General features: G+C 70.4%; 15 protein-coding genes. 5 read left to right on the forward strand and 10 right to left on the reverse strand.

Annotation, left to right across the window (positions count from 1 at the left end; translation table 11 throughout):
• Positions 1-79 precede the first annotated feature (79 nt).
• From ACDF64_RS01440 to ACDF64_RS01460, 5 genes are all read right to left on the reverse strand, one after another.
• The gene (locus ACDF64_RS01440) at positions 80-511 is read right to left on the reverse strand and encodes a type IV pilin protein (protein WP_394553005.1); all 432 of its coding nucleotides are present in this window, start codon (positions 509-511) and stop codon (positions 80-82) included.
• Positions 512-646: 135 nt separating this feature from the next.
• Entirely contained in the window at positions 647-1057 is a 411-nt protein-coding gene (locus ACDF64_RS01445) for a type IV pilin protein (RefSeq protein WP_394553006.1), read from the reverse strand.
• A 152-nt stretch (positions 1058-1209) separates the two neighbouring features.
• Positions 1210-2442 carry a type II secretion system F family protein gene (locus ACDF64_RS01450; protein WP_394553007.1) on the reverse strand — a complete coding sequence of 411 codons (1233 nt, stop codon included), beginning with the start codon at positions 2440-2442 and terminating at the stop codon, positions 1210-1212.
• Entirely contained in the window at positions 2442-3644 is a 1203-nt protein-coding gene (locus ACDF64_RS01455) for a type IV pilus twitching motility protein PilT (RefSeq protein WP_394555031.1), read from the reverse strand. The genes ACDF64_RS01450 and ACDF64_RS01455 overlap by 1 nt, the downstream gene beginning before the upstream one ends.
• 53 nt (positions 3645-3697) lie before the next feature.
• Positions 3698-5368: a GspE/PulE family protein gene (locus ACDF64_RS01460; RefSeq protein ID WP_394553008.1), complete on the reverse strand. Its 1671-nt coding sequence runs from the start codon at positions 5366-5368 to the stop codon at positions 3698-3700.
• A gap of 599 nt (positions 5369-5967) precedes the next feature.
• Here ACDF64_RS01460 and ACDF64_RS01465 point away from each other — a divergent pair.
• Positions 5968-6258: a GIY-YIG nuclease family protein gene (locus tag ACDF64_RS01465; RefSeq protein WP_394553009.1), complete on the forward strand. Its 291-nt coding sequence runs from the start codon at positions 5968-5970 to the stop codon at positions 6256-6258.
• A gap of 546 nt (positions 6259-6804) precedes the next feature.
• On the opposite strand, the gene rpoC is transcribed toward ACDF64_RS01465, so the two are convergent.
• Positions 6805-10707, reverse strand: a complete 3903-nt coding sequence (gene rpoC / locus ACDF64_RS01470; protein WP_394553010.1) for a DNA-directed RNA polymerase subunit beta' — start codon at positions 10705-10707, stop codon at positions 6805-6807.
• A 44-nt stretch (positions 10708-10751) separates the two neighbouring features.
• Positions 10752-14243, reverse strand: coding sequence for a DNA-directed RNA polymerase subunit beta (gene rpoB / locus ACDF64_RS01475; protein ID WP_394553011.1), 3492 nt, complete (start codon positions 14241-14243; stop codon positions 10752-10754).
• Positions 14244-14544: 301 nt separating this feature from the next.
• Between rpoB and ACDF64_RS01480 the strand changes: the two genes are divergently transcribed.
• A complete protein-coding gene (locus ACDF64_RS01480; protein WP_394553012.1) occupies positions 14545-15372 on the forward strand; it encodes a hypothetical protein in 828 nt (275 codons plus the stop codon).
• A gap of 52 nt (positions 15373-15424) precedes the next feature.
• On the opposite strand, the gene ACDF64_RS01485 is transcribed toward ACDF64_RS01480, so the two are convergent.
• Both ACDF64_RS01485 and ACDF64_RS01490 read right to left on the reverse strand, forming a co-directional pair.
• Entirely contained in the window at positions 15425-15829 is a 405-nt protein-coding gene (locus ACDF64_RS01485) for a hypothetical protein (protein WP_394553013.1), read from the reverse strand.
• A 1-nt stretch (position 15830) separates the two neighbouring features.
• A complete protein-coding gene (locus ACDF64_RS01490; protein WP_394553014.1) occupies positions 15831-16208 on the reverse strand; it encodes a hypothetical protein in 378 nt (125 codons plus the stop codon).
• Between the two features lie 293 nt (positions 16209-16501).
• Between ACDF64_RS01490 and ACDF64_RS01495 the strand changes: the two genes are divergently transcribed.
• Positions 16502-19186, forward strand: coding sequence for a LuxR C-terminal-related transcriptional regulator (locus ACDF64_RS01495; RefSeq protein ID WP_394553015.1), 2685 nt, complete (start codon positions 16502-16504; stop codon positions 19184-19186).
• Here the strand turns inward: ACDF64_RS01495 and ACDF64_RS01500 are convergent.
• A complete protein-coding gene (locus ACDF64_RS01500; protein ID WP_394553016.1) occupies positions 19155-19562 on the reverse strand; it encodes a group 1 truncated hemoglobin in 408 nt (135 codons plus the stop codon). The genes ACDF64_RS01495 and ACDF64_RS01500 overlap by 32 nt on opposite strands.
• Before the next feature lie 125 nt (positions 19563-19687).
• Here ACDF64_RS01500 and ACDF64_RS01505 point away from each other — a divergent pair, with 125 nt between their 5' ends.
• Together ACDF64_RS01505 and ACDF64_RS01510 are read left to right on the forward strand one after the other, a co-directional pair.
• A complete protein-coding gene (locus tag ACDF64_RS01505; RefSeq protein ID WP_394553017.1) occupies positions 19688-20452 on the forward strand; it encodes a spermidine synthase in 765 nt (254 codons plus the stop codon).
• Positions 20453-20476: 24 nt separating this feature from the next.
• Complete coding sequence (locus ACDF64_RS01510; RefSeq protein WP_394553018.1) at positions 20477-21328, forward strand: spermidine synthase; 852 nt, start codon at positions 20477-20479, stop codon at positions 21326-21328.
• The last annotated feature ends 25 nt before the right edge of the window (positions 21329-21353 follow it).

The raw sequence follows: 21353 nt of genomic DNA on the forward strand, positions 1-21353 counted from the left end.
CAGGAGTACTTGATGCGGGAGTGGGGAGGGTGGGAGCGGAGCGCCCCAATGGCGATTGGGCGCCCCGCTCTCGGTCGGCTTACGGGCAGCCGGCCGTTGACGACTTGGTCGGCTTCGGAGCGGCCGCGGTCAGGTTGTAGTAAACGCTGCCGCTGCTCGACTTGCTCTTCACAGAGACGCAGAAGTCATCCACCTTCGTCGAGGTGATGGTGACAGTGCCGCTCTCGGTCTCGGTCGCGCCGTACTTCGCCAGGGTCGCAACGGAGTTCGCCGGGCCAGGCTCGCCCGCGCCGTAGTAGGCGACGAGCGCGATCTTCGCGTTCGTTGCGTCGGACTGGGCTGCGCTGTCCTTTGCGCTGTCCTGCACGCCCAGGTAGACCGGGATGGCGATCGCGGCGAGGACGCCGATGATGAGCACCACGACGAGGAGCTCGATGAGGGTGAAGCCCTTGTCGCTGCTGCGAACGGCCTCGCGGCGGGAGGCGAGGGCCTCCGTGATCGTTGAAATCATTTCGAATCCATTCATGCTTGAGTTCCGAAATCGTGATGCGGCCGCTTTCGGTCTACCGACAGTTCTCCATCCCGCACGACGGTCGTTCGCCAGCGGTACGGGAGCTCGCGTAGTCGGAGCTCCCGTACCACTCAACTAGCAAGCTGTGTCGACCTTGGTGACCGCAGGCGTGGTGTTCGTCGACTTCCAGAACTTGCCGGATTCGACTGCCGGAGCCGAGACGCAGAACGTCGACGCGTCGCTTCCAGTGATCTTGACGGTGCCGGTCATGCCGAACTTAGGCAGATCGGTCGTCGTCTGCGTGACGGCGCCAGTGTTGCCAGCGGTGTAGTAGGCGACGACGGCGATCTTGCCGTTGGTCACATCGGACTTCGCCGAGGCATCCTTCGCGCTGTCCTGCACGCCGATGTACACGGGGATGGCGATCGCGGCGAGGACGCCGATGATGAGCACCACGACGAGGAGCTCGATGAGGGTGAAGCCCTTGTCGCTGCTGCGAACGGCCTCACGGCGAGAGGCGAGGGCCTCCGTCAGTCGCTGAATCATGTTGATTCCGTTTCTGTTTTCGGGTTGCGGTCGGCGGGGCTCCATCGACCGTGTGGCGAACCTACATTCGCCGGGCTCCACCGGAAAAGCCCTCGTCAGGGGGGATTTTCGATGGATCTGTCCCCTATTCCGGGGAAGCTCGTTGTTTCTGCTCACGCGCCCTGCACCGCCGTGGCGATGCCGAAGATGGGCAGGTAGAGCGCGACGACCATGCCGCCGATGATGATGCCGAGGAACGCGATCATGAGCGGCTCGATCGCCGCGGTGAGCTGCTCCGACGCGGCATCGACCTCGGCCTCGTAGAAGTCGGCGACCTTGTCGAGCATGGGCCCGAGCGAGCCCGAGTCCTCGCCGACCGAGATCATCTGCACGACCATGGGCGGGAACACCGGCTGCTCGGCGAGAGGGCCCGCGAACGAGCGGCCCTGGCGCACCGACTCGGCGACGTCGTCGAGCGCCTTCTCGATGACGTAGTTGCCCGACGTGTCGCCCACGATCCGGAGCGACTGCAGCAGCGGCACGCCCGCCGCGAGCATGTTCGAGAGGTTGCGCGCGAAGCGCGCGATCGCGATCTTCCGCACGAGCGGCCCGAACACGGGTGCGCGCAGCTTCCACGGGTCGATCGCGCGACGCACGCTCGGCTCACGCTTGTTGCGGCTCCACCACACCCCACCCACGATCGCGATGACCGCCACGACCGGCAGGATCCAGATCATCTGCTCCGAGAGCCAGACCAGGATCTGCGTGGGGATCGGCAGTTCGCTCCCGAGCCCCGCGAACATGTCCTTGAAGATCGGGACGATGAAGACGAGCATGCCGATGACGGCGAGCACCGCCATGCCGAGCACGATGAGCGGGTAGGTGAGTGCCGCGCGGATCGTGCCGCGCAGCTTCACGTCCTTCTCGAGGTTCACCGCGACCGAGTCGAGCGCCCGGTCGAGGAATCCGCCGGCCTCGCCCGCGCGCATCATGCTCACCATGATCGGCGGGATGTCGCGCCCGCCCGCCCTCGCGAACGCGTCCGAGATGGACGAGCCCTGCTCGACGAGGTCGCGCGCCTTGCCGAGGATCGCCGCGAGCGGCTTCGACTCGGTCTGGTCGGCGAGCACCGTGAGCGTCTTCAGCACCGAGAGCCCCGCCGCGAGCATGGTCGCCATCTGGCGCACCATGACCGCGAGGTCCTTCAGCTTCGGCTTCTTCCGCAGCAGTTCGACGTTGATCTCGCGGTTGAGGCCGGTGCCACCCGTGTACTCGTCGACCGACACGGCCGACAGGCCCTCGGCCGCCATGCGAGAGAGCACGGTCGCCTCGCTCGGGGCATCCATCTTGCCCTTCACCAGCTTGCCGCGCTGGGTGCGGCCGACGTAGGCGTAGGTCTGGGGCATCAGCGGGTTCCTCTCGCGGAGTAGGCGTCGCCGTAGTCGACATCGCTCTCGGCGATGACGCGGGCCGACGTCTGGGAGGGCGTCTCGAGCCGGCGGATCAGGCCCGCCAGCAGTTCGCGGTCGTGCGCCTTCTGCTCGGCCGTGTGGCGCGTGATCACGCCGCGGTTCACCAGGTCGGCGAGCGACTGGTCGAGCGTGTGCATGCCGATCGTGCGGCTCGACTGCATGACCGACGGGACCTGGAACACCTTGTTCTCGCGGATCAGGTTCGCGACCGCCGCGTTCATGACCATGACCTCGGTCGCGACCACGCGGCCCTCGCCCGTCGCGCGCTTCACGAGCGTCTGCGCGAGCACGCCCTGCAGCGTGCCGGCGAGCTGCTGGCGCACCTGCTCCTGCTGGTGCGTCGGGAACACGTCGATGATGCGGTCGATCGTCTGCGCCGCGTTCTGCGTGTGCAGCGTCGCGAACACGAGGTGCCCGGTCTCGGCGGCGGTGAGCGCGGCTGAGATCGTGTCGAGGTCGCGGAGCTCGCCGATGAAGATGACGTCCGGGTCCTGCCTGAGCGCGTGCTTCAGCGCCGACGCGAAGCCGTGCGTGTCGTGCTCGACCTCGCGCTGGTTCACGATCGAGCGCTTGTGGTCGTGCAGGAACTCGATCGGGTCCTCGACCGTGATGATGTGGTCGGCGCGCGTGCGGTTGATCAGGTCGACCAGGGCCGCCATCGTCGTCGTCTTGCCGACCCCCGTCGGGCCGGTCACGAGCACGAGGCCCCGCGGGAGCGTCGCGAACCGCGCGACCGCCTCGGGGATCCCGAGCTCGTCGAGCGAACGGATGTGCGTCGGGATGAGCCGGAACGCGCCGCCCATCGCGCCGCGCTGCTGGTAGAAGTTCACGCGGAACCGGTAGCCCGACGCGAGCGCGAAGCCGAAGTCGAGCTCGAGCTTGCGCTCGAAGCGCTCGAGCTGGGTCTGCGTCACGATCGTCGTGAGGGCGCGCGCGACGCGCTCCTCGTCCCACGGCGCCATGCCCTGGATCGGGCGCAGCATCCCGTCGACGCGGAGCACGGGCGGCGTGCCCGCGGTCACGTGGAGGTCGGATGCCCCGAGCCGCACGGCCTCGCGGAGCGCGCCGATGAGATCGCGATCGGCGCGCGCGAGCGTCAGCCGCTCGTTCGTCGTGAGCCGACCGAGGTCGTCCATGGGATCCGCGGCGACCGCGCCAGGGAAGCTCGTCATCGTGTTCTCCACCATTCCTAGATCGCCACCCGGAGCACCTCGTCGACCGACGTGACGCCGGCGCGGACCTTGTCCCAGCCGTCCTCGCGGAGCGAGCGCATGCCCGCCGCGCGCGCCGCCTGCGCGATCTCCGACGCCGAGGCGCGGGCGACCGCGAGGCGCTCGATCTCCTCGTCGACCGGCATGACCTCGTGCAGCGCCACTCGGCCGCGGTAGCCCGTGCCCGAGCACACGGTGCAGCCCACCGCGCGGTGCACCTTGGGGGACATCCACGCCTCGAGCGAGAAGCCGAGCGCCTCGACCTCCTCGCGCGTCAGCGTCGTCTCCTCCTTGCAGCGGTCGCACAGGCGACGCGCGAGGCGCTGCGCGACCACGCAGTCGAGCGCCGAGCCGACCAGGAAGGGCTCGATGCCCATCTCGATGAGTCGCGTGACCGCGCTCGCGGCGTCGTTCGTGTGCAGCGTCGAGAGCATGAGGTGGCCGGTGAGCGCGGCCTCGACCGCGATCTGCGCGGTCTCGTGGTCGCGGATCTCGCCGACGAGGATGATGTCGGGGTCGCTGCGCAGGAAGCTCCGCAGCGCGCTCGCGAACGTGAGGCCGGCCTTCGGGTTGACCTGCACCTGGTTGATGCCGGGCATCCGGTACTCGACCGGGTCCTCGACGGTCAGGACGTTGACCTCGGGGCGCGCGATCGCGTTCAGCGTCGCGTAGAGCGTCGTCGACTTGCCCGAGCCCGTCGGGCCCGTCACGAGGATCATGCCGTGGGGCTTCACGAACGAGCGCTGGAACACCTCGCCGTTGCGCGGGCTCAGCCCCAGGTCGGCGAGCTCGAGGCTCGCACCCTGGTTGTCGAGGATCCGCATGACGACCTTCTCGCCCCACACCGTGGGCAGCGTCGCGACACGGAGGTCGACCTTGCGGCCCTGGATGGTGACCGACATGCGGCCGTCCTGAGGCTTCCGACGCTCGGCGATGTCGATGTCGGCCATGATCTTCAGGCGCGACACGAGCCCCGCCTGGATCGACTTCGGGGCCGACTGCATCTCGTGCAGCACGCCGTCGATGCGGATGCGGATCCCGACGTTCCGCTCCCCCGGCTCGATGTGGATGTCCGACGCGTGGTCGTTGATCGCCTGCGTCACGAGCATGTTCACGAGGCGCACGATCGGCGCGTCGTCGCCCGACGCCTCGGCCACGCTGAACGCGTCGCCGAGCTCGCCGACCGTGTCGTCCTCGAGCTCGGTCGCGAGCTCGGAGATCTCGTCGTCGGCGCGGAGGAAGCGGGAGATGCCGTCGAGCACCTGCTGGCGCTGGGCGACCACCGGATGCACCGGCAGGCCCGACTCCGCACGGAGGTCGTCGATCGCGAAGACGTCGCCGGGGCGGACCATCGCGACCACGATGCGGTCCTGGCTGCTGATCGCGATCGGGAGCACCGAGTGCCGGCGGCAGGTCGCCGCGCTCACGAGTGCGACGGCGTTCGCGTCGACCTCGATCTCCTCGAGGTCGACGTAGGCGACGCCGTGCTGCGCGGCGCGCGCCTTGGCGATCTGCTCGTCGCTGACGATTCCGCGGTCGACGAGGGCCTGGACGGCGGTGTCGTCGCTCTCGTCCATCGCCATGATCAGGTCGAGGTGCTCGATGGGGAGGTCGCCGTGGAGGATCAGGATCTCGCCGAGTGCGGGCACGCAGGGCTCCTCGCGGTTCGGGGGGCGGTGCGCGGATTCGGGGGTCCGGGCTCCGGATTCGGGTGGGGCGGATCGACCCTACGTGTCCGCACAAGTGCGGACCATTCCCCCATAGGGGGTTCCCCCCATCGGGGGTCGCGTCGCACCCACCTGATTTCAGCGGGCTCGCGCTCGGCCGGAGACCACCGGGCGGCCGCGCTCCGCCGCAGACCGCCGGCTGTGGACGGCGGCCCGAGGCGCATGCCTTGGCGGAAGAACCGCAGATCAGCGCGCGGAAACGTCGGCGCCGGGTGCGTCGGCGTCGATCGTGGGTGCAAGGTCCCGGGCCGGGGCGGGGGGAGCCACGGCCCGGGGTACGGGTCTTGCGTTCATGAGACTACGTGTCCGCAGAATGGGGGACAAACCCCCACAACTGGGGGAGCATGCAGGTGCATGGATCGGTGGTCGAGGGCGCCCACGCGAAGCGGCGACCACGGGCCGGTGGTCGAGGAGCGCCGACGCGAAGCGGCGACGCGTCTCGAGACCCGGTGCGTGCCGGACATCGAGGAGCCTTGTGGAGAACTCGCTCGCGAAGCACGACGGCATCGCAGGCTGACCGGATGCCGTACCTGTACATCCTCGAGTGCGCCGACGGAACGACGTACGTGGGCAGCACCACCGACCTCGACCGGCGACTCGCCCAGCACGCGACGGGCGAAGGAGCCGCGTACACCCGAAGAAGGCTGCCGGTGAAGCTCGTCTACGTCGAGGAGTATTCGCGGATCGACGACGCGTTCACCCGGGAGAAGCAGATCCAGAACTGGGGCCGCGCCAAGCGCGACGCGCTCATCCAGGGTCGAATCGCGGACCTCCAGCGGTTCGGCCGTCGCCCTCGACCCAGGAACACCTGAGCTCCGGTGGTCGAGGAGCGCCGACGCGGAGCGGCGACGCGTCTCGAGACCCCCGCGAGATGGGGCGGAGAGCCTGGTCTCGAGACGCGTCCGACTCCGTCGGGCGCTCCTCGACCACCGGAACAGATGCGGGCGCTCCTCGACCACCGGAACAGATGCGCACGCTCCTCAACCACCGCGAGCGGCAGGACAGCACCGCAGCCCCACCCGACCACCCGGGAGGGGCGACCACCCACCCGTGGGTCGAGGAGCGCCGACGCGGAGCGGCGACGCGTCTCGAGACCCCCACGAGCCGGGGCTGTGAGCCTGGTCTCGAGACGCGTCCGACTCCGTCGGGCGCTCCTCGACCACCGGAACAGTTGCGGGCGCTCCTCGACCACCGAACCGAGGCGGGCGCTCCTCGACCACGAGGGGCCGCGCCGGAGGCTCCGCCGACGCTCCTCGACCACCGGCAAGGGCAGCGCCGGAGGCTCCGCTCCCGCGGGACGCGGAAGGGCCCCGCATCCGAGGATGCGGGGCCCTTCGTGGCGATTCGACCGCCGGCGACTAGCTGTAGTTGCCGGGGGTGAAGTCGTCGCTCGAGAACGCGTCGAAGTCGACGAAGCTGAGGTCTCCCTCGGTGAAGGTCGCGTCGTCGGTGAAGATGCGGTTGGGGTAGCGCTCCTGGCGCGCCTCCTCCGTGGCATCCACCGACACGTTGCGGTACTTCGCCAGGCCGGTGCCGGCCGGGATCAGCTTGCCGATGATGACGTTCTCCTTGAGGCCGAGCAGCGGGTCGCTCTTGCCCTGCATCGCAGCCTCGGTGAGCACGCGGGTCGTCTCCTGGAAGGAGGCGGCCGACAGCCACGACTCGGTCGCGAGCGAGGCCTTCGTGATACCCATGACCTCCTGGCGCGCCGAGGCGGTCTTGCGACCCTCGGTGAGCGCCGTGCGGTTGATGTCGTTGTACCGCGAACGGTCGACGAGCTCACCCGGCAGCAGGTCGGTGTCGCCGTGGTCGACGACGGTGACCTTGCGGAGCATCTGGCGGACGATGACCTCGATGTGCTTGTCGTGGATCGGCACGCCCTGCGAGCGGTACACGTCCTGGACGCCGTCGACGAGGTGCTTCTGCACCGCGCGGACACCCTTGACCCGGAGGACTTCCTTCGGGTCGACGGTGCCGACGATGATCTGCTGGCCGAGGTCGACGTGCTGGCCGTCCTCCACGAGCAGCGTCGAACGCTTGAGCACGTTGTACGCGATCGGCTCGTCGCCGTTGTCGGGCGTGAGGATGACCTTGCGCTGACGGTCGGTCTCGTCGATCGTGATGCGACCCGGAGCCTCGACGATCGGCGATGCACCCTTGGGGGTACGCGCCTCGAAGAGCTCCTGCACGCGGGGCAGACCCTGCGTGATGTCGTCCGCCGACGCCGAACCACCGGTGTGGAACGTACGCATCGTCAGCTGCGTGCCGGGCTCGCCGATCGACTGGGCGGCGATGATGCCGACCGCCTCGCCGAGGTCCACGAGCTTTCCGGTCGCGAGCGAACGGCCGTAGCAGGCGGCGCAGACGCCGACCGCCGACTCGCAGGTCAGCACCGAGCGGACCGTGATCTCCTCGACGCCGGCCGCGACCAGCTTGTCGATGAGCACGTCGCCCACGTCGGAGCCCGCCTCGGCGATGACCTCGCCCTTGGCGTCCACCGCGTCGGCCGCGAGCGACCGGGCGAACACCGAGTTCTCGACGTTCGGGTCGCGCACGAGCTCGCCCGAGGCGTCCGTCACCGCGATCGGCAGCTTCAGGCCCTTGGTCGTGCCGCAGTCGTCCTCGCGGATGATGACGTCCTGCGAGACATCCACCAGACGACGCGTCAGGTAGCCCGAGTCCGCGGTGCGGAGCGCGGTGTCGGCCAGACCCTTGCGCGCACCGTGGGTCGCGATGAAGTACTCCGCCACCGACAGGCCCTCGCGGTACGAGGAGATGATCGGGCGCGGGATGATCTCACCCTTCGGGTTGTTCACCAGGCCTCGCATGCCCGCGATGTTGCGGACCTGCAGCCAGTTACCACGCGCACCCGACGTCACCATGCGGTTGATGGTGTTGTCGGAGTTGTTGGCGAACTCCTCCTGCATGGACTTGGCGACCTCGTCGGTGGCCTTGGTCCAGATCTGGATGAGCTCCTGGCGACGCTCGAGGTCGGTCGTGAGGCCCTTGTCGAACTGCGACTGGACCTTCGCGGCCTGCTTCTCGTACTTCGAGACGATCTCCGCCTTCTGCGGGAGCTCGACGATGTCCGACAGCGCCACGGTCACGCCCGAACGGGTCGCCCAGCGGAAGCCGGCGTCCTTGATCCGGTCGAGCGTCGCGGCGACCTCGGTCTTCGGGTAGCGCTCGGCGAGGTCGTTGACGATCTGCGAGATCTGGCCCTTGCCGGCCTGCTCGTTGAAGAACGGGTAGTCCACCGGCAGCGCCTCGTTGAAGATGGCGCGACCGAGGGTCGTCTCGTACAGGAACGGCTTGCCCGACTCGAAGCCCTCCGGCTCCTCGCCCTCGGCGAAGTGCAGGCCCTCGAGGCGGATGCGCACGCGCGCGCCGAGGTCGAGCTGGTGCTCGCCCGGGCGGTTCTGGTCGAACGCGAGGATCGCCTCGGCGATCGACGAGAACGCGCGGCCCTCGCCGGCGGCGCCGGCCTTCTCGGTCGTCAGGTGGTGCAGGCCGATGATCATGTCCTGCGAGGGCAGGGTCACCGGACGGCCGTCCGACGGCTTCAGGATGTTGTTCGACGCCAGCATCAGGATGCGGGCCTCGGCCTGGGCCTCGACCGACAGCGGCAGGTGCACGGCCATCTGGTCGCCGTCGAAGTCCGCGTTGAACGCGGCGCAGACGAGCGGGTGGAGCTGGATGGCCTTGCCCTCGACGAGCTGCGGCTCGAACGCCTGGATGCCGAGACGGTGCAGCGTGGGCGCACGGTTGAGGAGCACCGGGCGCTCGCGGATGATCTCCTCGAGCACGTCCCAGACCTCGCCGCGCGACCGCTCGACCATGCGCTTGGCAGCCTTGATGTTCTGCGCGTGCGACAGGTCGATGAGGCGCTTGATCACGAACGGCTTGAACAGCTCGAGCGCCATCTGCTTGGGCAGGCCGCACTGGTGGAGCTTGAGCTGCGGGCCGACGACGATGACCGAACGGCCCGAGTAGTCGACGCGCTTGCCGAGCAGGTTCTGGCGGAACCGGCCCTGCTTGCCCTTGAGCATGTCGCTCAGGGACTTGAGGGCGCGGTTGCCGGTGCCCGTGACCGGGCGGCCGCGGCGGCCGTTGTCGAACAGCGCGTCGACGGCCTCCTGCAGCATCCGCTTCTCGTTGTTCACGATGATCTCGGGCGCGCCGAGGTCGAGCAGTCGACGGAGGCGGTTGTTGCGGTTGATCACGCGACGGTAGAGGTCGTTCAGGTCGCTCGTCGCGAACCGGCCACCGTCGAGCTGCACCATCGGGCGCAGCTCCGGCGGGATGACCGGGACGACGTCGAGCACCATCGCGGCCGGCGAGTTGCCGGTCTGCAGGAACGAGTTGACGACCTTGAGCCGCTTGATCGCGCGGATCTTCTTCTGGCCCTTGCCCTCGGCGATCTGCAGGTGCAGGTCCTCGGCCTCGGCCGCGAGGTCGAAGGCGAGGAGGCGCTTCTTGATCGCCTCGGCGCCCATGTAGGCCTCGAAGTACGAGCCGAAGCGGTCCTGGAGGTCCTGGAAGACGGTGTCCTCCGCCTTCAGGTCGCCGACCTTGAGGGTGCGGAAGTCCTCCCAGACGCGCTCGAGGTGCGCGATCTGCTCGTCGGCGGAGCGACGCACGAGCGCCATCTCCTTGTCCTGCGCGGCTTCCGCCTTCTTGCGGACGTCCGCCTTGGCGCCGTCGGCCTCGAGCTCGGCGAGCTCGTTCTCCTTGCGCTCCATGAGCTGGGCGATGCGGACGTCGCGCTGGTTGCCGATGGTCTCGATCTCGCGGCGGATCTCGTTCTCGAGGCCCGGGAGGTCGGCGTGACGGCCGTCCTCGTCCACGTCGATCACCATGTAGGCGGCGAAGTAGATGACCTTCTCGAGGTCCTTCGGCGCCATGTCGAGCAGGTACCCGAGGCGCGAGGGCACGCCCTTGAAGTACCAGATGTGCGTCACCGGGGCGGCGAGCTCGATGTGGCCCATCCGCTCACGGCGCACCGAGCTCTTGGTGACCTCGACGCCGCATCGCTCGCAGACGATGCCCTTGAACCGGACGCGCTTGTACTTGCCGCACGCGCACTCCCAGTCGCGGCTCGGCCCGAAGATCTGCTCGCCGAAGAGGCCGTCCTTCTCCGGCTTCAGCGTGCGGTAGTTGATCGTCTCGGGCTTCTTGACCTCGCCGTAGGACCACTTGCGGATGTCGTCGGCAGTGGCCAGACCGATGCGAAGCTGATCGAAAGTAGTTGATTCGAGCACTAGTTCTCAGTTCTCCTGTGTCGGAATTCCGTCGGCTGGCCGGTTCAGATCTCGTCGATCGACGAGGACTCGAAACGGCTGGAGATGTTGATGCCGAGCTCCTCCGCAGCGCGGAAGGCCTCGTCGTCGGTGTCGCGGAGGCTCACCGTGGTGCCGTCGGCCGAGAGGACCTCGACGTTCAGGCAGAGGGACTGCATCTCCTTCATGAGCACCTTGAACGACTCGGGGATGCCGGGCTCCTGGATGTTCTCGCCCTTGACGATCGCCTCGTAGACCTTGACGCGGCCGAGGATGTCGTCGGACTTGATCGTGAGGAGCTCCTGGAGGGCGTAGGCGGCACCGTACGCCTCGAGCGCCCACACCTCCATCTCGCCGAATCGCTGGCCACCGAACTGCGCCTTACCACCGAGCGGCTGCTGGGTGATCATCGAGTACGGGCCCGTCGAGCGCGCGTGGATCTTGTCGTCGACGAGGTGGTGCAGCTTCAGGATGTACATGTAGCCGACCGAGACCGGGTACGGGAACGGCTCGCCGGAGCGGCCGTCGAACAGCTGCGCCTTGCCGGACTCGCCGATCATGCGGTCGCCGTCGCGGTTGGGGATCGTCGCCTCGAGCAGGCCCTTGATCTCCTCCTCGGTCGCGCCGTCGAACACCGGGGTCGCGACCTTGGTGCCGGGGGCGGCCTCGTGCGCGGCCTTCGGCAGGCGCTTGGCCCACGCCGGGCTGCCGTCGACCTTCCAGCCCTGCTTGGCGATCCACCCGAGGTGGGTCTCCAGGACCTGGCCGAAGTTCATTCGACCCGGGATGCCGAGCGGGTTGAGGATCACGTCGACCGGCGTGCCGTCCTCGAGGAACGGCATGTCCTCGACGGGCAGGATCTTCGAGATGACGCCCTTGTTGCCGTGGCGGCCGGCGAGCTTGTCGCCCTCGGTGATCTTGCGCTTCTGGGCGATGTAGACGACCACGCGCTGGTTGACGCCCGAGCCGAGCTCGTCGTCGCCGTCCTGCGCGTCGAACACCTTGACGCCGATGATCGTGCCCTGCTCGCCGTGGGGCACCTTCAGGGAGGTGTCGCGGACCTCGCGGCTCTTCTCGTTGAAGATCGCGCGGAGCAGGCGCTCCTCGGCCGAGAGCTCGGTCTCGCCCTTCGGCGTGACCTTGCCGACGAGGATGTCGCCGGGGCGGACCTCGGCGCCGATGCGGATGATGCCGCGGTCGTCGAGGTCGGCCAGGAGGTCCGGGCTGACGTTCGGCAGGTCGCGGGTGATCTCCTCCTTGCCGAGCTTGGTGTCGCGGGCGTCGACCTCGTACTCCTCGATGTGGATCGAGGAGAGGACGTCGTCCTTCACCAGGTTCTGGCTGAGGATGATCGCGTCCTCGAAGTTGTGGCCCTCCCACGGCATGAACGCCACGAGGAGGTTCTTGCCGAGCGCGAGCTCGCCGTTGTCGGTCGCGGGGCCGTCGGCGATGACCTCGCCGGCCTCGATCCGCTCGCCGGCGTTCACGATGACGCGGTTGTTGTACGACGTGCCCTGGTTCGAGCGGTCGAACTTGCGCAGCCAGTACTGCTGCGTACCGCCCTCGTCGAGCTGCACGGTCACGACGTCGGCCGAGACCTCGGTCACGACACCGGCCTTCTCGGCGGTGATGACGTCGCCCGCGTCGACCGCGGCGTAGCCCTCCATGCCGGTGCCGACGAACGGCGAGTCGCTGCGCAGCAGCGGCACGGCCTGGCGCTGCATGTTCGCACCCATGAGGGCGCGGTTCGCGTCGTCGTGCTCGAGGAACGGGATGAGCGAGGTCGCCACCGACACCATCTGGCGCGGCGAGACATCCATGTACCCGATCTCGTCGGCGTGGAAGAGGTCGACCTCGCCGCCCTTCTTGCGGGCGAGGACGCGGTCCTCCTGGAAGTGGCCGTCCGCCTTCAGCGGCGCGTTGGCCTGGGCGACGATGTAGTCGTCCTCCTCCATCGCCGTGAGGTAGTCGATGTTGTCGGTGACCTTGCCGGCCACGACGCGACGGTACGGCGTCTCGATGAAGCCGAACGAGTTGATCCGCGCGAACGACGCGAGCGAGCCGATGAGGCCGATGTTCGGGCCTTCCGGCGTCTCGATCGGGCACATGCGGCCGTAGTGCGACGGGTGGACGTCACGGACCTCGACGCCCGCGCGGTCGCGCGAGAGGCCGCCGGGGCCGAGCGCCGAGAGGCGACGCTTGTGGGTCAGGCCCGCGAGCGGGTTGTTCTGGTCCATGAACTGCGACAGCTGCGAGGTGCCGAAGAACTCCTTGATCGCGGCGACGACGGGTCGCACGTTGATCAGGGTCTGCGGCGTGATCGCCTCGATGTCCTGCGTGGTCATGCGCTCGCGGACCACGCGCTCCATGCGCGAGAGGCCGGTGCGGACCTGGTTCTGGATCAGCTCGCCGACGGCGCGGATGCGACGGTTGCCGAAGTTGTCGATGTCGTCGACGTCGAGGCGGATCTCGACGTCGGCGCCGTTGCGACGGCCCGGCAGGGTCGCCTTGCCCTCGTGCAGCGCGGTCAGGTACTTGATCGTGCCGACGATGTCCTGCACCGTGAGCACCGAGTCCGTCAGCGGGGCCTCGAGGCCGAGCTTCTGGTTGATCTTGTACCGGCCGACCTTCGCGAGGTCGTAGCGCTTCGGGTTGAAGTAGAAGTTGTCGAGGAGGGCGCGCGCAGCCTCGGTCGCCACCTGCTCGCCCGGACGGAGCTTGCGGTAGATGTCCTTCAGCGCCTCTTCCTTGGTGAGGATGTTGTCCTTCTCCAGGGTGAGGGCGATCGACTCGTAGCCGGCGAACTCCTCGAGGATCTCCTCGGAGGTGAGGCCGAGGGCCTTGAGGAAGACGGTCACCGACTGCTTGCGCTTGCGGTCGATGCGGACGCCGACCTGGTCGCGCTTGTCGATCTCGAACTCGAGCCAGGCGCCACGGCTGGGGATGACGCGCGCCGAGAAGATGTCCTTGTCGGACGTCTTGTCGGGGGTGCGCTCGAAGTAGACGCCGGGCGAACGGACGAGCTGCGACACGACGACGCGCTCGGTGCCGTTGATGATGAACGTGCCCTTGTCGGTCATGAGCGGGAAGTCGCCCATGAAGACGGTCTGCGTCTTGATCTCACCGGTCAGGTGGTTCATGAACTCGGCGTTCACGTAGAGCGGCGCGGAGTAGGTCTTGCCCTTCTCCTTGCACTCGTCGATCGTGTACTTCTCGGGCTCGAGCTCGGGGTTCGAGAACGAGAGCTGCATGGTCTCGCCGAGGTCCTCGATCGGCGAGATCTCCTCGAAGATCTCCTCCAGACCGGTGGCCTCGGGCAGGTCCTGCCGACCTGCCTCCACGGCCTCCTCGACCCGGGCGCGCCACGCCTCGTTGCCGACGAGCCAGTCGAAGCTCTCGGTCTGCAGGGCGAGCAGGTCGGGTACGGTGAGGGTGTCGGTGATCTTCGCGAACGAGAGGCGGCTTGCACCGCGTCCGTTCTTCTGGGTGGGCGTCGATGCGTTGCGCGCAGCAGCCAAGGAAATGACCTCCAGGGCCCCATGAGGGCCGGTTCACTGTCGATGGTGGTGGAGAGAACCCCGCAGACGGATGCGAAGCCGGAGGTCGAATGACCCCGGAGACGCATTGGAAGCCGACCGCAATATGAAGGCAAGTTGGGTCTGGGAGCGCAAACCTCGACTATATGCGATATCGGGCGGGATGTCCAGTCGAATCTTGACCTCTCTTGGAAACTCCGGTATAACCCCGCCGGAGGCCTGTGGAAACGCCCCCCGAACCGCCTCGCCGGCCTCCTAGGCTGACGGCGACGAGGAGGTCCACATGACCGATGCAGCACCCCCGCCCGCCCCCGCCACCCCGCTCCGCGGCGCCCGTCGCGCGGCCGTGATCGCGATCATCGCCTCGCTCTCGATCACGGCGGTGCTCGGCATCCTCGTACTGCTCGGTGGCGCCTTCGGCGACGTCCAGTGGCGCATCCTCTCGACCACCCTCCTCGTCGCCGGGTTCAGCATCACCGCGCTCTGCCACCTCGCCGTCGCCGGGCGGCCGGTGCGCGCGGTCGGCTTCGCCGGCCTCGTCGTGAGCGGCGTCGCCCTCGTGCTCGGCACCATCACCGTCTGGGGGGTCCCCGAGACCTGGGACGGCTGGGACCTCTGGCGGTGGTTCGGCGTCGCCTCGATCCTCGCGGTGAGCCTCGCCCACGCCAACCTGCTCCTGCTGCTCGCCGCGCGACGCCGCTCGGCGATCCGCATCCCCCTCGGCGCGACGCTCGCGGCGATCGCGGTCGTCGCGATCATGCTCGTCCTCCCGCTCGCGACCGACGGGGAGATCCCCGGCGCCGAGGGCGGCGACACCTACTGGCGGTGGTTCGGCGTCATCGCGATCCTCGACGCGCTCGGCACGATCGTCGTGCCGGTCCTCGCGCTGTTCCTGCGCGATCCGCTCCCGGGTGCATCGGATGCCCCGGGCGGATCGGATGCCCCGGGCGGCGCCGTCGCCCCCGCCGAGGCATCCGCGCCTGCGGCGCCCGCCTCGCCGGATCTCGAGGCCAGGATCGCCGCGCTCGCGGCGGGCTCGGGCCTCGACCGCGACCAGCTCCTCTCGGCCGCGCTCGACGCGTTCGAGGCATCCCGCGCCGCACGCGGCTGAGGCCCCCGCCGGACGATCCGGCGAGGGCCCCCGGCTGCGGGTCGGGCGGGCGTCAGGCGGCCCACTCGATCCGGAACGTCTCAGGATGCCCCGGCACGATGCTGGCCGGAAGCTGCGCGCCCGGCTGCACCGCGGCGAGCTGCAGCGGCGCGACCTGCTCGGTGCGGGTGACCGGCAGCGGCACGCCGCCCGGCATCAGCACGTGCACGTCGAGCTCGACCATGGCGTTCATGCCGACCATCATGGGGAGCTGCCGCGCGCCGACCACGGTCGCCGTCGTGCGCATCCGCAGCGGCTCGAGCGAGGCATCCGTCGCCTGCGGAACCGACGCCGCCATCATGCGGTTGGCCTGGTCGATCGAGGCCTGCGCGGCCGCGAGGCTCGCACCGACGTCGAACCGGTCGCGGCGCTCGTTCGCCTGGCGGGTGAGGGTCGAGAGGTCCTTCAGGAAGCCCATCTCACACCGCCTGGTAGATCTCGTTGAACCGGCGCCCGACCCCGCGGTCGACCTGGATCCGGCCGCCCCAGCCCGCCTGCGCGGCCGCCCACGACTCGGCGTCGACGCCGAAGCCGCGCGCCACCTCGGTCAGGCGGGACTCGTCGTAGCCGAAGGCGGCGACGCCCTTCACGATGCGCGCATAGCGCTCGAGGTCGACCCCGGCGATCGGCTCGAGGTTGCCGGGCTGCGGCTGGGCGTTCAGCGCCTGGACGGCCTGCTGGTCCATCTGCGCCCGGTAGGCGGCGGACTGGTCGGCGAGCCGGCCGGCCGAATCGATCAGGCCGGGTGCCGCCTGGACCATCTGGGCCATGTCGCCGAACTGCTTGAAGAGGTTCATGATCGTGCTCCTTGTGCGTGGTGGATGGGAGGGAGGTCGTGGGCGCAACGGCGCCGGGAACGAGGATTCCGGTGGTCGGCCCCGCCGCGGATGGGCAGGACCTGCTCATTCCCGCGGGCGGCGTGCCCAGTGCACCGCGGGGGTTGCTCACCTGCTCCGTGCGATTGCCCACGCGGCGGTCGACGATTGCTCATCTGTCCCCCGTTCAGGGGTGCCCCTGGTGCTGTCGCCCACCGGAACGCCGGGCGTACCCTGAACCCCAGCGGCCGGCGGCCGAGGACCGGAAGGGCGAGATGGGTCGGTCAGGCGAGGGCTCCGCCGCAGCCCGGGCGCTCGCGCTCGACGAGGCGTGGCCCCTCGTGGGTCGTGCGGCGCTCGTCGACCGCGGAGTCGCGGGGCTGTCGAACGGGGCCCGCACCGTCTTCGCCTACGGCCCGAGCGGCATCGGGAAGAGCCGCGTCGTGCGCGCCATCGCCGACGAACTCGCGGCGGACGACCGGATCATCCTGCCGCTCAGCGGGAACCCCGCGCTCAGCGCCGTGCCGCTCGCCGCGCTCGCGCCCGCGCTCGCGAGGGAAGGCGGTTCGCTCGCGAGCACCGCGGCCGACCCCGTCGCGCTGTTCGCGAGGGCCTCGGAAGCGATCCGGGCACTCGGCGACGGGCACCCGGTCATCGCCGCGGTCGACGACATCACCGTCGTCGATCCCGTGTCCGCGACCCTGCTCGCCCAGCTCGTCGAGGCGGGGCTGCTCCGGCTCGCCGCGACGGTTCGCGAGGGCGACCCGCTGCCCGAGGCCCTGCTGGGCGTCGCGTCCGCCGGCGACAGCGTCCGGCTCGACGTGCCGCCGCTCGACGTCGACGAGGTCGGCGAGCTGCTCGCGCTCGTGCTCGGCGGTCCGGTCGCGCACCGCGACGCCGTCGAACTGCACCGCGCGGCGCAGGGCAATCCCCTCTATCTCCGCGAGCTCGCGATCGGCGCCCACGGCTCGGGCACCCTCGTCGAGGCCGACGGCCTCTGGCAGCTCGACGGCGAGCCGGTCTCCACGCCGGCGCTGCGGGACCTGATCCGCGCCCGCCTGCACGCCCTCGGCGTCGCCGAACGCGACGTCATCGAGCGGCTCGCACTGTGCGAGCCGCTCGCCCTCGACGAGCTCGTCCGGCCCGATGCGATCGATGCGCTCACCGCGCTCGAGCAGCGCGGACTCGTTCAGGTCGACGAATCCACCCCGCGCATCCGGGTCCGCCTGGCCCACCCGCACTACGCGACGGCCGTGCGCGAGTCGATGCCGCGGATCCGGGCGATGTCGCTGCTGCTCGAACAGGCCGACCGCCTCGCCGCGCAGTCGCGTGACGCGGTCGACGAACTGCGCGTCGCGACGTGGCGACTCGACGCCGGGCGACCGACGGATCCCGAGCTGCTCGTGCGGTCGGCGGGGCTCGCCCGCCTCGCGCACGACCACCGCACGGCCGAGCGCCTCGTGGCGGCCGCGATCGTCGCGGGCGCGCGCGATGCCGCCACCCTGCTGCTGCACGCGCAGCTGCTGTGGTCGCTCGGACGGGCCGACGACGCGCTCGCCGAACTCGACCGAGCCGACCGTGCCGCCGCCGCAGCGGGGAACCCGCCCGACGTCGTCGCCGGCATCGCCGCCGCGCGCAGCGACGTGTTCGGCGGCGACCCGCTCGGGCAGCAGCGCGGCATCGACCTCCTCGACGAACTCGAGCGGGTACTGCCCAGCCAGACCGCGACCCTGTCGCTCGCCAGGTCGATCCTGCTGCTCGACCTCGAGCGGGTCGACGAGTCGCTGCGCATGGTCGAGGTCGCCGCCGCGGCATCCGGCGACAGCCCGACCGAGCGGGCCGTGCTCGACCTCGCCCGCGCCATGCCCCTCGCCGCGCACAACGAGGCCGAGGCGGCGACCGCCGCCGCGAACCGCGCGATCGCCCGCACCGGCACGGCCGGCTCTGCGGTGCCGACCCGGCGAGCCCAGCTCATCCTCGCGCACGCACTCCTGGCCGATGACCGGCTCGACGAGGCGCGGGCCACGACGCTGGCGTCCCTGCACGACGCGATCCGCAACGACGACCGCATCACGGCACGCCTGGACGAGTTCCTGATGGGCCGGTTCGCGTGGCAGGCGGGCCGACTGGACACGGCCGCCCGCTGGTTCCGCGACACGGTCGGCGGGGCCGAACTGCACGGCCCCGCGTCACTGCGCGAACCCGCGCTCGGATTCCTCGCCGTGATCGCCGCCGAACAGGGCGATGTCGAGCGGGCGCGCGAGCTCCGCGCGCGGGTCGTGGACGGCGTCGACGAGGACAACTCGGTCACCGCGCTCGCCGACGCCTGGATCCACGCGGCGCAGGGCGACGCCGACGCGGCCGCCCGCGTGCTGCTCGCCCGCGTCGACCGGCTCGTGCCGCGCGGTGCCGACTCCGCCGCGGCGGGACTCCTGCACCACCTCACGCGGATCGGCACGCGCGCGCACGCCGCCGCCGCGGCAGAACGGCTCGCCGCCCTGCCCGCGACCGGATGCACCGCGCTGGCCCGGCGCCTCGCGCACGCGCGCGCCGAGGCCGCCGCCGATCCCGTCGCGCTGCGCGCGGTCGGCGGGGAGTGGGAGCGCGTCGGCCACCTGCTCTACGCCGCGGAGGCGTTCGCCTCGGCCGGGACGGCGGCGAGGGCTGCGGGACTCGGGCGCGAGGGTGCCGCGGACCTCCAGCACGCGGCATCCCTGTCGGCGGCCTGCGAGGGCGCGCGCACGCCGAAGCTGGCGTTCGCCGACGGCGCCGAGCCGCTCACGCCGCGCGAGCGGGAGATCGCGTCGCTCGCGGCGCAGGGCCTCAGCTCGAACGAGATCGCCGTCCGCCTCTTCCTCTCGGTGCGGACGGTCAACAACCACCTGCAGTCGACGTACGCGAAGCTCGGGATCCGCGGCCGACGCGAGCTCAGGTCGTCGACGGCGCCGAAGCGGCACTGACGGGGTCGTCCGCGCCTGGGACGGTCGTCACGATCTCCCCGCGGACCTCCTCGAGCCGCTCGCCCACGGCCACGACGGCCTGCGCGTCGACGCCGAGGTCGGCGAGCGAGGTCATCAGGGTCTCGACGATGCGATCGAATGCCGCGTCGGTGATCTCGAGGCCGGCGTGCGCCTCGGAGAGCGTCCGCCCCGAGAACACGCGCGGCCCGCCGAACGCGGCCGCGAGGAACGCTCGCTGGTGGGCCTGCAGCCGATCGAGGTCGATGCCCTCGAACCACGGCGCGAGCTCGGGGTCGGCGGTCACGCGCTGGTAGAACACGCTGACGGCGGTGCGGACGCCGTCGGGCCCGCCGAGCCGATCGTAGATCTCGGTCATGCCGCCTCCTCGGGTCGGGCGCGCCGGGTGCTCGCGCGCGGTCCGAGCATGCCACGGCGATGGATGCGGACGCATGGGTAGGCATTGCTCATCTCGCGGCCGCTCGAGCATGCCACGATGGCCGCATGGGTCGGATCGAGTTCGAGGCGGACATCTTCTCCCCCACGGGCATGACGTTGATCGTCGACGGCACGGCGCAGTCGCACGTGGACCGCGGCGACCCCACCCGGCTCTTCTTCGAGTACACGCGGCGCATCGGCCACGTGATCGACGCGCTCGGGACCCCGGGCGCGCCCATCCGCGCGACCCACCTCGGCGGCGGGGGGCTCACGCTCCCGCGGTACGTCGACGCGACCCGCCCCGGCTCGAGCCAGGTCGTCGTCGAGCACGACGAACGGCTGCTCCGGCTCGTGCTCGAGCGGCTGCCGCTCCCCCGCGGCGCCGACATCGAGACGGTCGTCGCGGATGCCCGGGACGCGATCGTCGACCTCGCCGCGGGCGCCGGGCGCGGGGCATCCGATCTCGTCGTGCTCGACCTCTACACTCGCCTCGATCCGCCCGCGTTCACGACCGACCCCGCGTTCCTCGCCGATGCGCTCGCGCTGCTCGCCCCCGACGGCGTGCTCGTCGCGAACGTCGCCGACGGAGCCGGACTCGTCCGCCTGGGCGCACTCGCCCGGGCGGTCGCGCGAGCGGACCCGCGCGCGACGCTCGTCGCCACGGGCGACGCGAACGTGATCGCGGGCTCGGAGGACGGCAACACCGTGCTCGTCGTCGCGCCGGGCGGCATGCCCGAGCGCATCGTGCCGCGCCTGCGCGAACGGGGGCCGCACCCCGCCGAGGTGCTCGAGGGCGCGAGGCTCGACCACGTGCTCTGGGGCGCGTGCTGAGCGGGCGCCGGTAGCGTGGCATCCGTGCCCCTCCATGAACGCGTGCTCGCCGGCGGCGGCCTCGCCCGGCTCGTGCCGTCGCGCGACCGGCCCGACGCGTGGACCCTCGAGGTCGACGGCACGCCGCAGTCGCACGTCGACCTCGAGCACCCCGAGTGGCTCGAGTTCGAGTACGTGCGCCGCATCGGGCACGCCGCCGACCTCGTCGCGCCCGAACGGCAGCCGATCACCGCGCTGCACCTCGGCGCGGGCGCGCTGACGCTGCCGCGCTACCTGCAGTCCACCCGGCCCGGGTCGCGGCAGCAGGTGATCGAGCTCGAGCGCGACCTCGTCGAGTTCGTGCGCGAGCACCTGCCGCTGCCGCGCGGCGCGCAGATCCGGGTCCGCCAGGGCGACGCGCGCGAGGTGCTGCAGAAGCTCCCGGCCGGCCTCGACGGCGTCGTCGACCTCGCGGTGGTCGACGTCTTCGCGGGCGCGCGGACCCCCGCGCACGTCACGACGGTCGAGTTCCACGAGCTCGTCGCGAAGCGGCTCGCGCCGCACGGCGTGGTCGCGGTGAACGTCGCCGACGGCGCCGGACTCGCGTTCGCGCGGTCCCAGGCGGCCACGCTCGCCCACGTGCACGCGCACGTCGCGATCGCCGCGGACAGCCAGCTCCTGAAGGGACGCCGGTTCGGGAACCTGGTCATGTTCGCCTCGGCGCACGAGCTCCCGTTCGCCGGGATGCCCCGCCGTCTCGCGAGCGATCCGTCGCCCGCCAAGCTCGTGGACGGCGAGGAGCTCCGCCGCTTCATCGCGGGCGCGCCCGTCGCGCTCGACGCGACCGCCGTGCCGAGCCCGGCGCCCTCGCGCTCGGTCTTCGCCCCGAAGGGCTGACGAGACTCCGGGGTCACGAGGGGCC

The sequence above is a fragment of the Agromyces sp. MMS24-JH15 genome (assembly GCF_043518605.1).
Lineage (GTDB): Bacteria > Actinomycetota > Actinomycetes > Actinomycetales > Microbacteriaceae > Agromyces.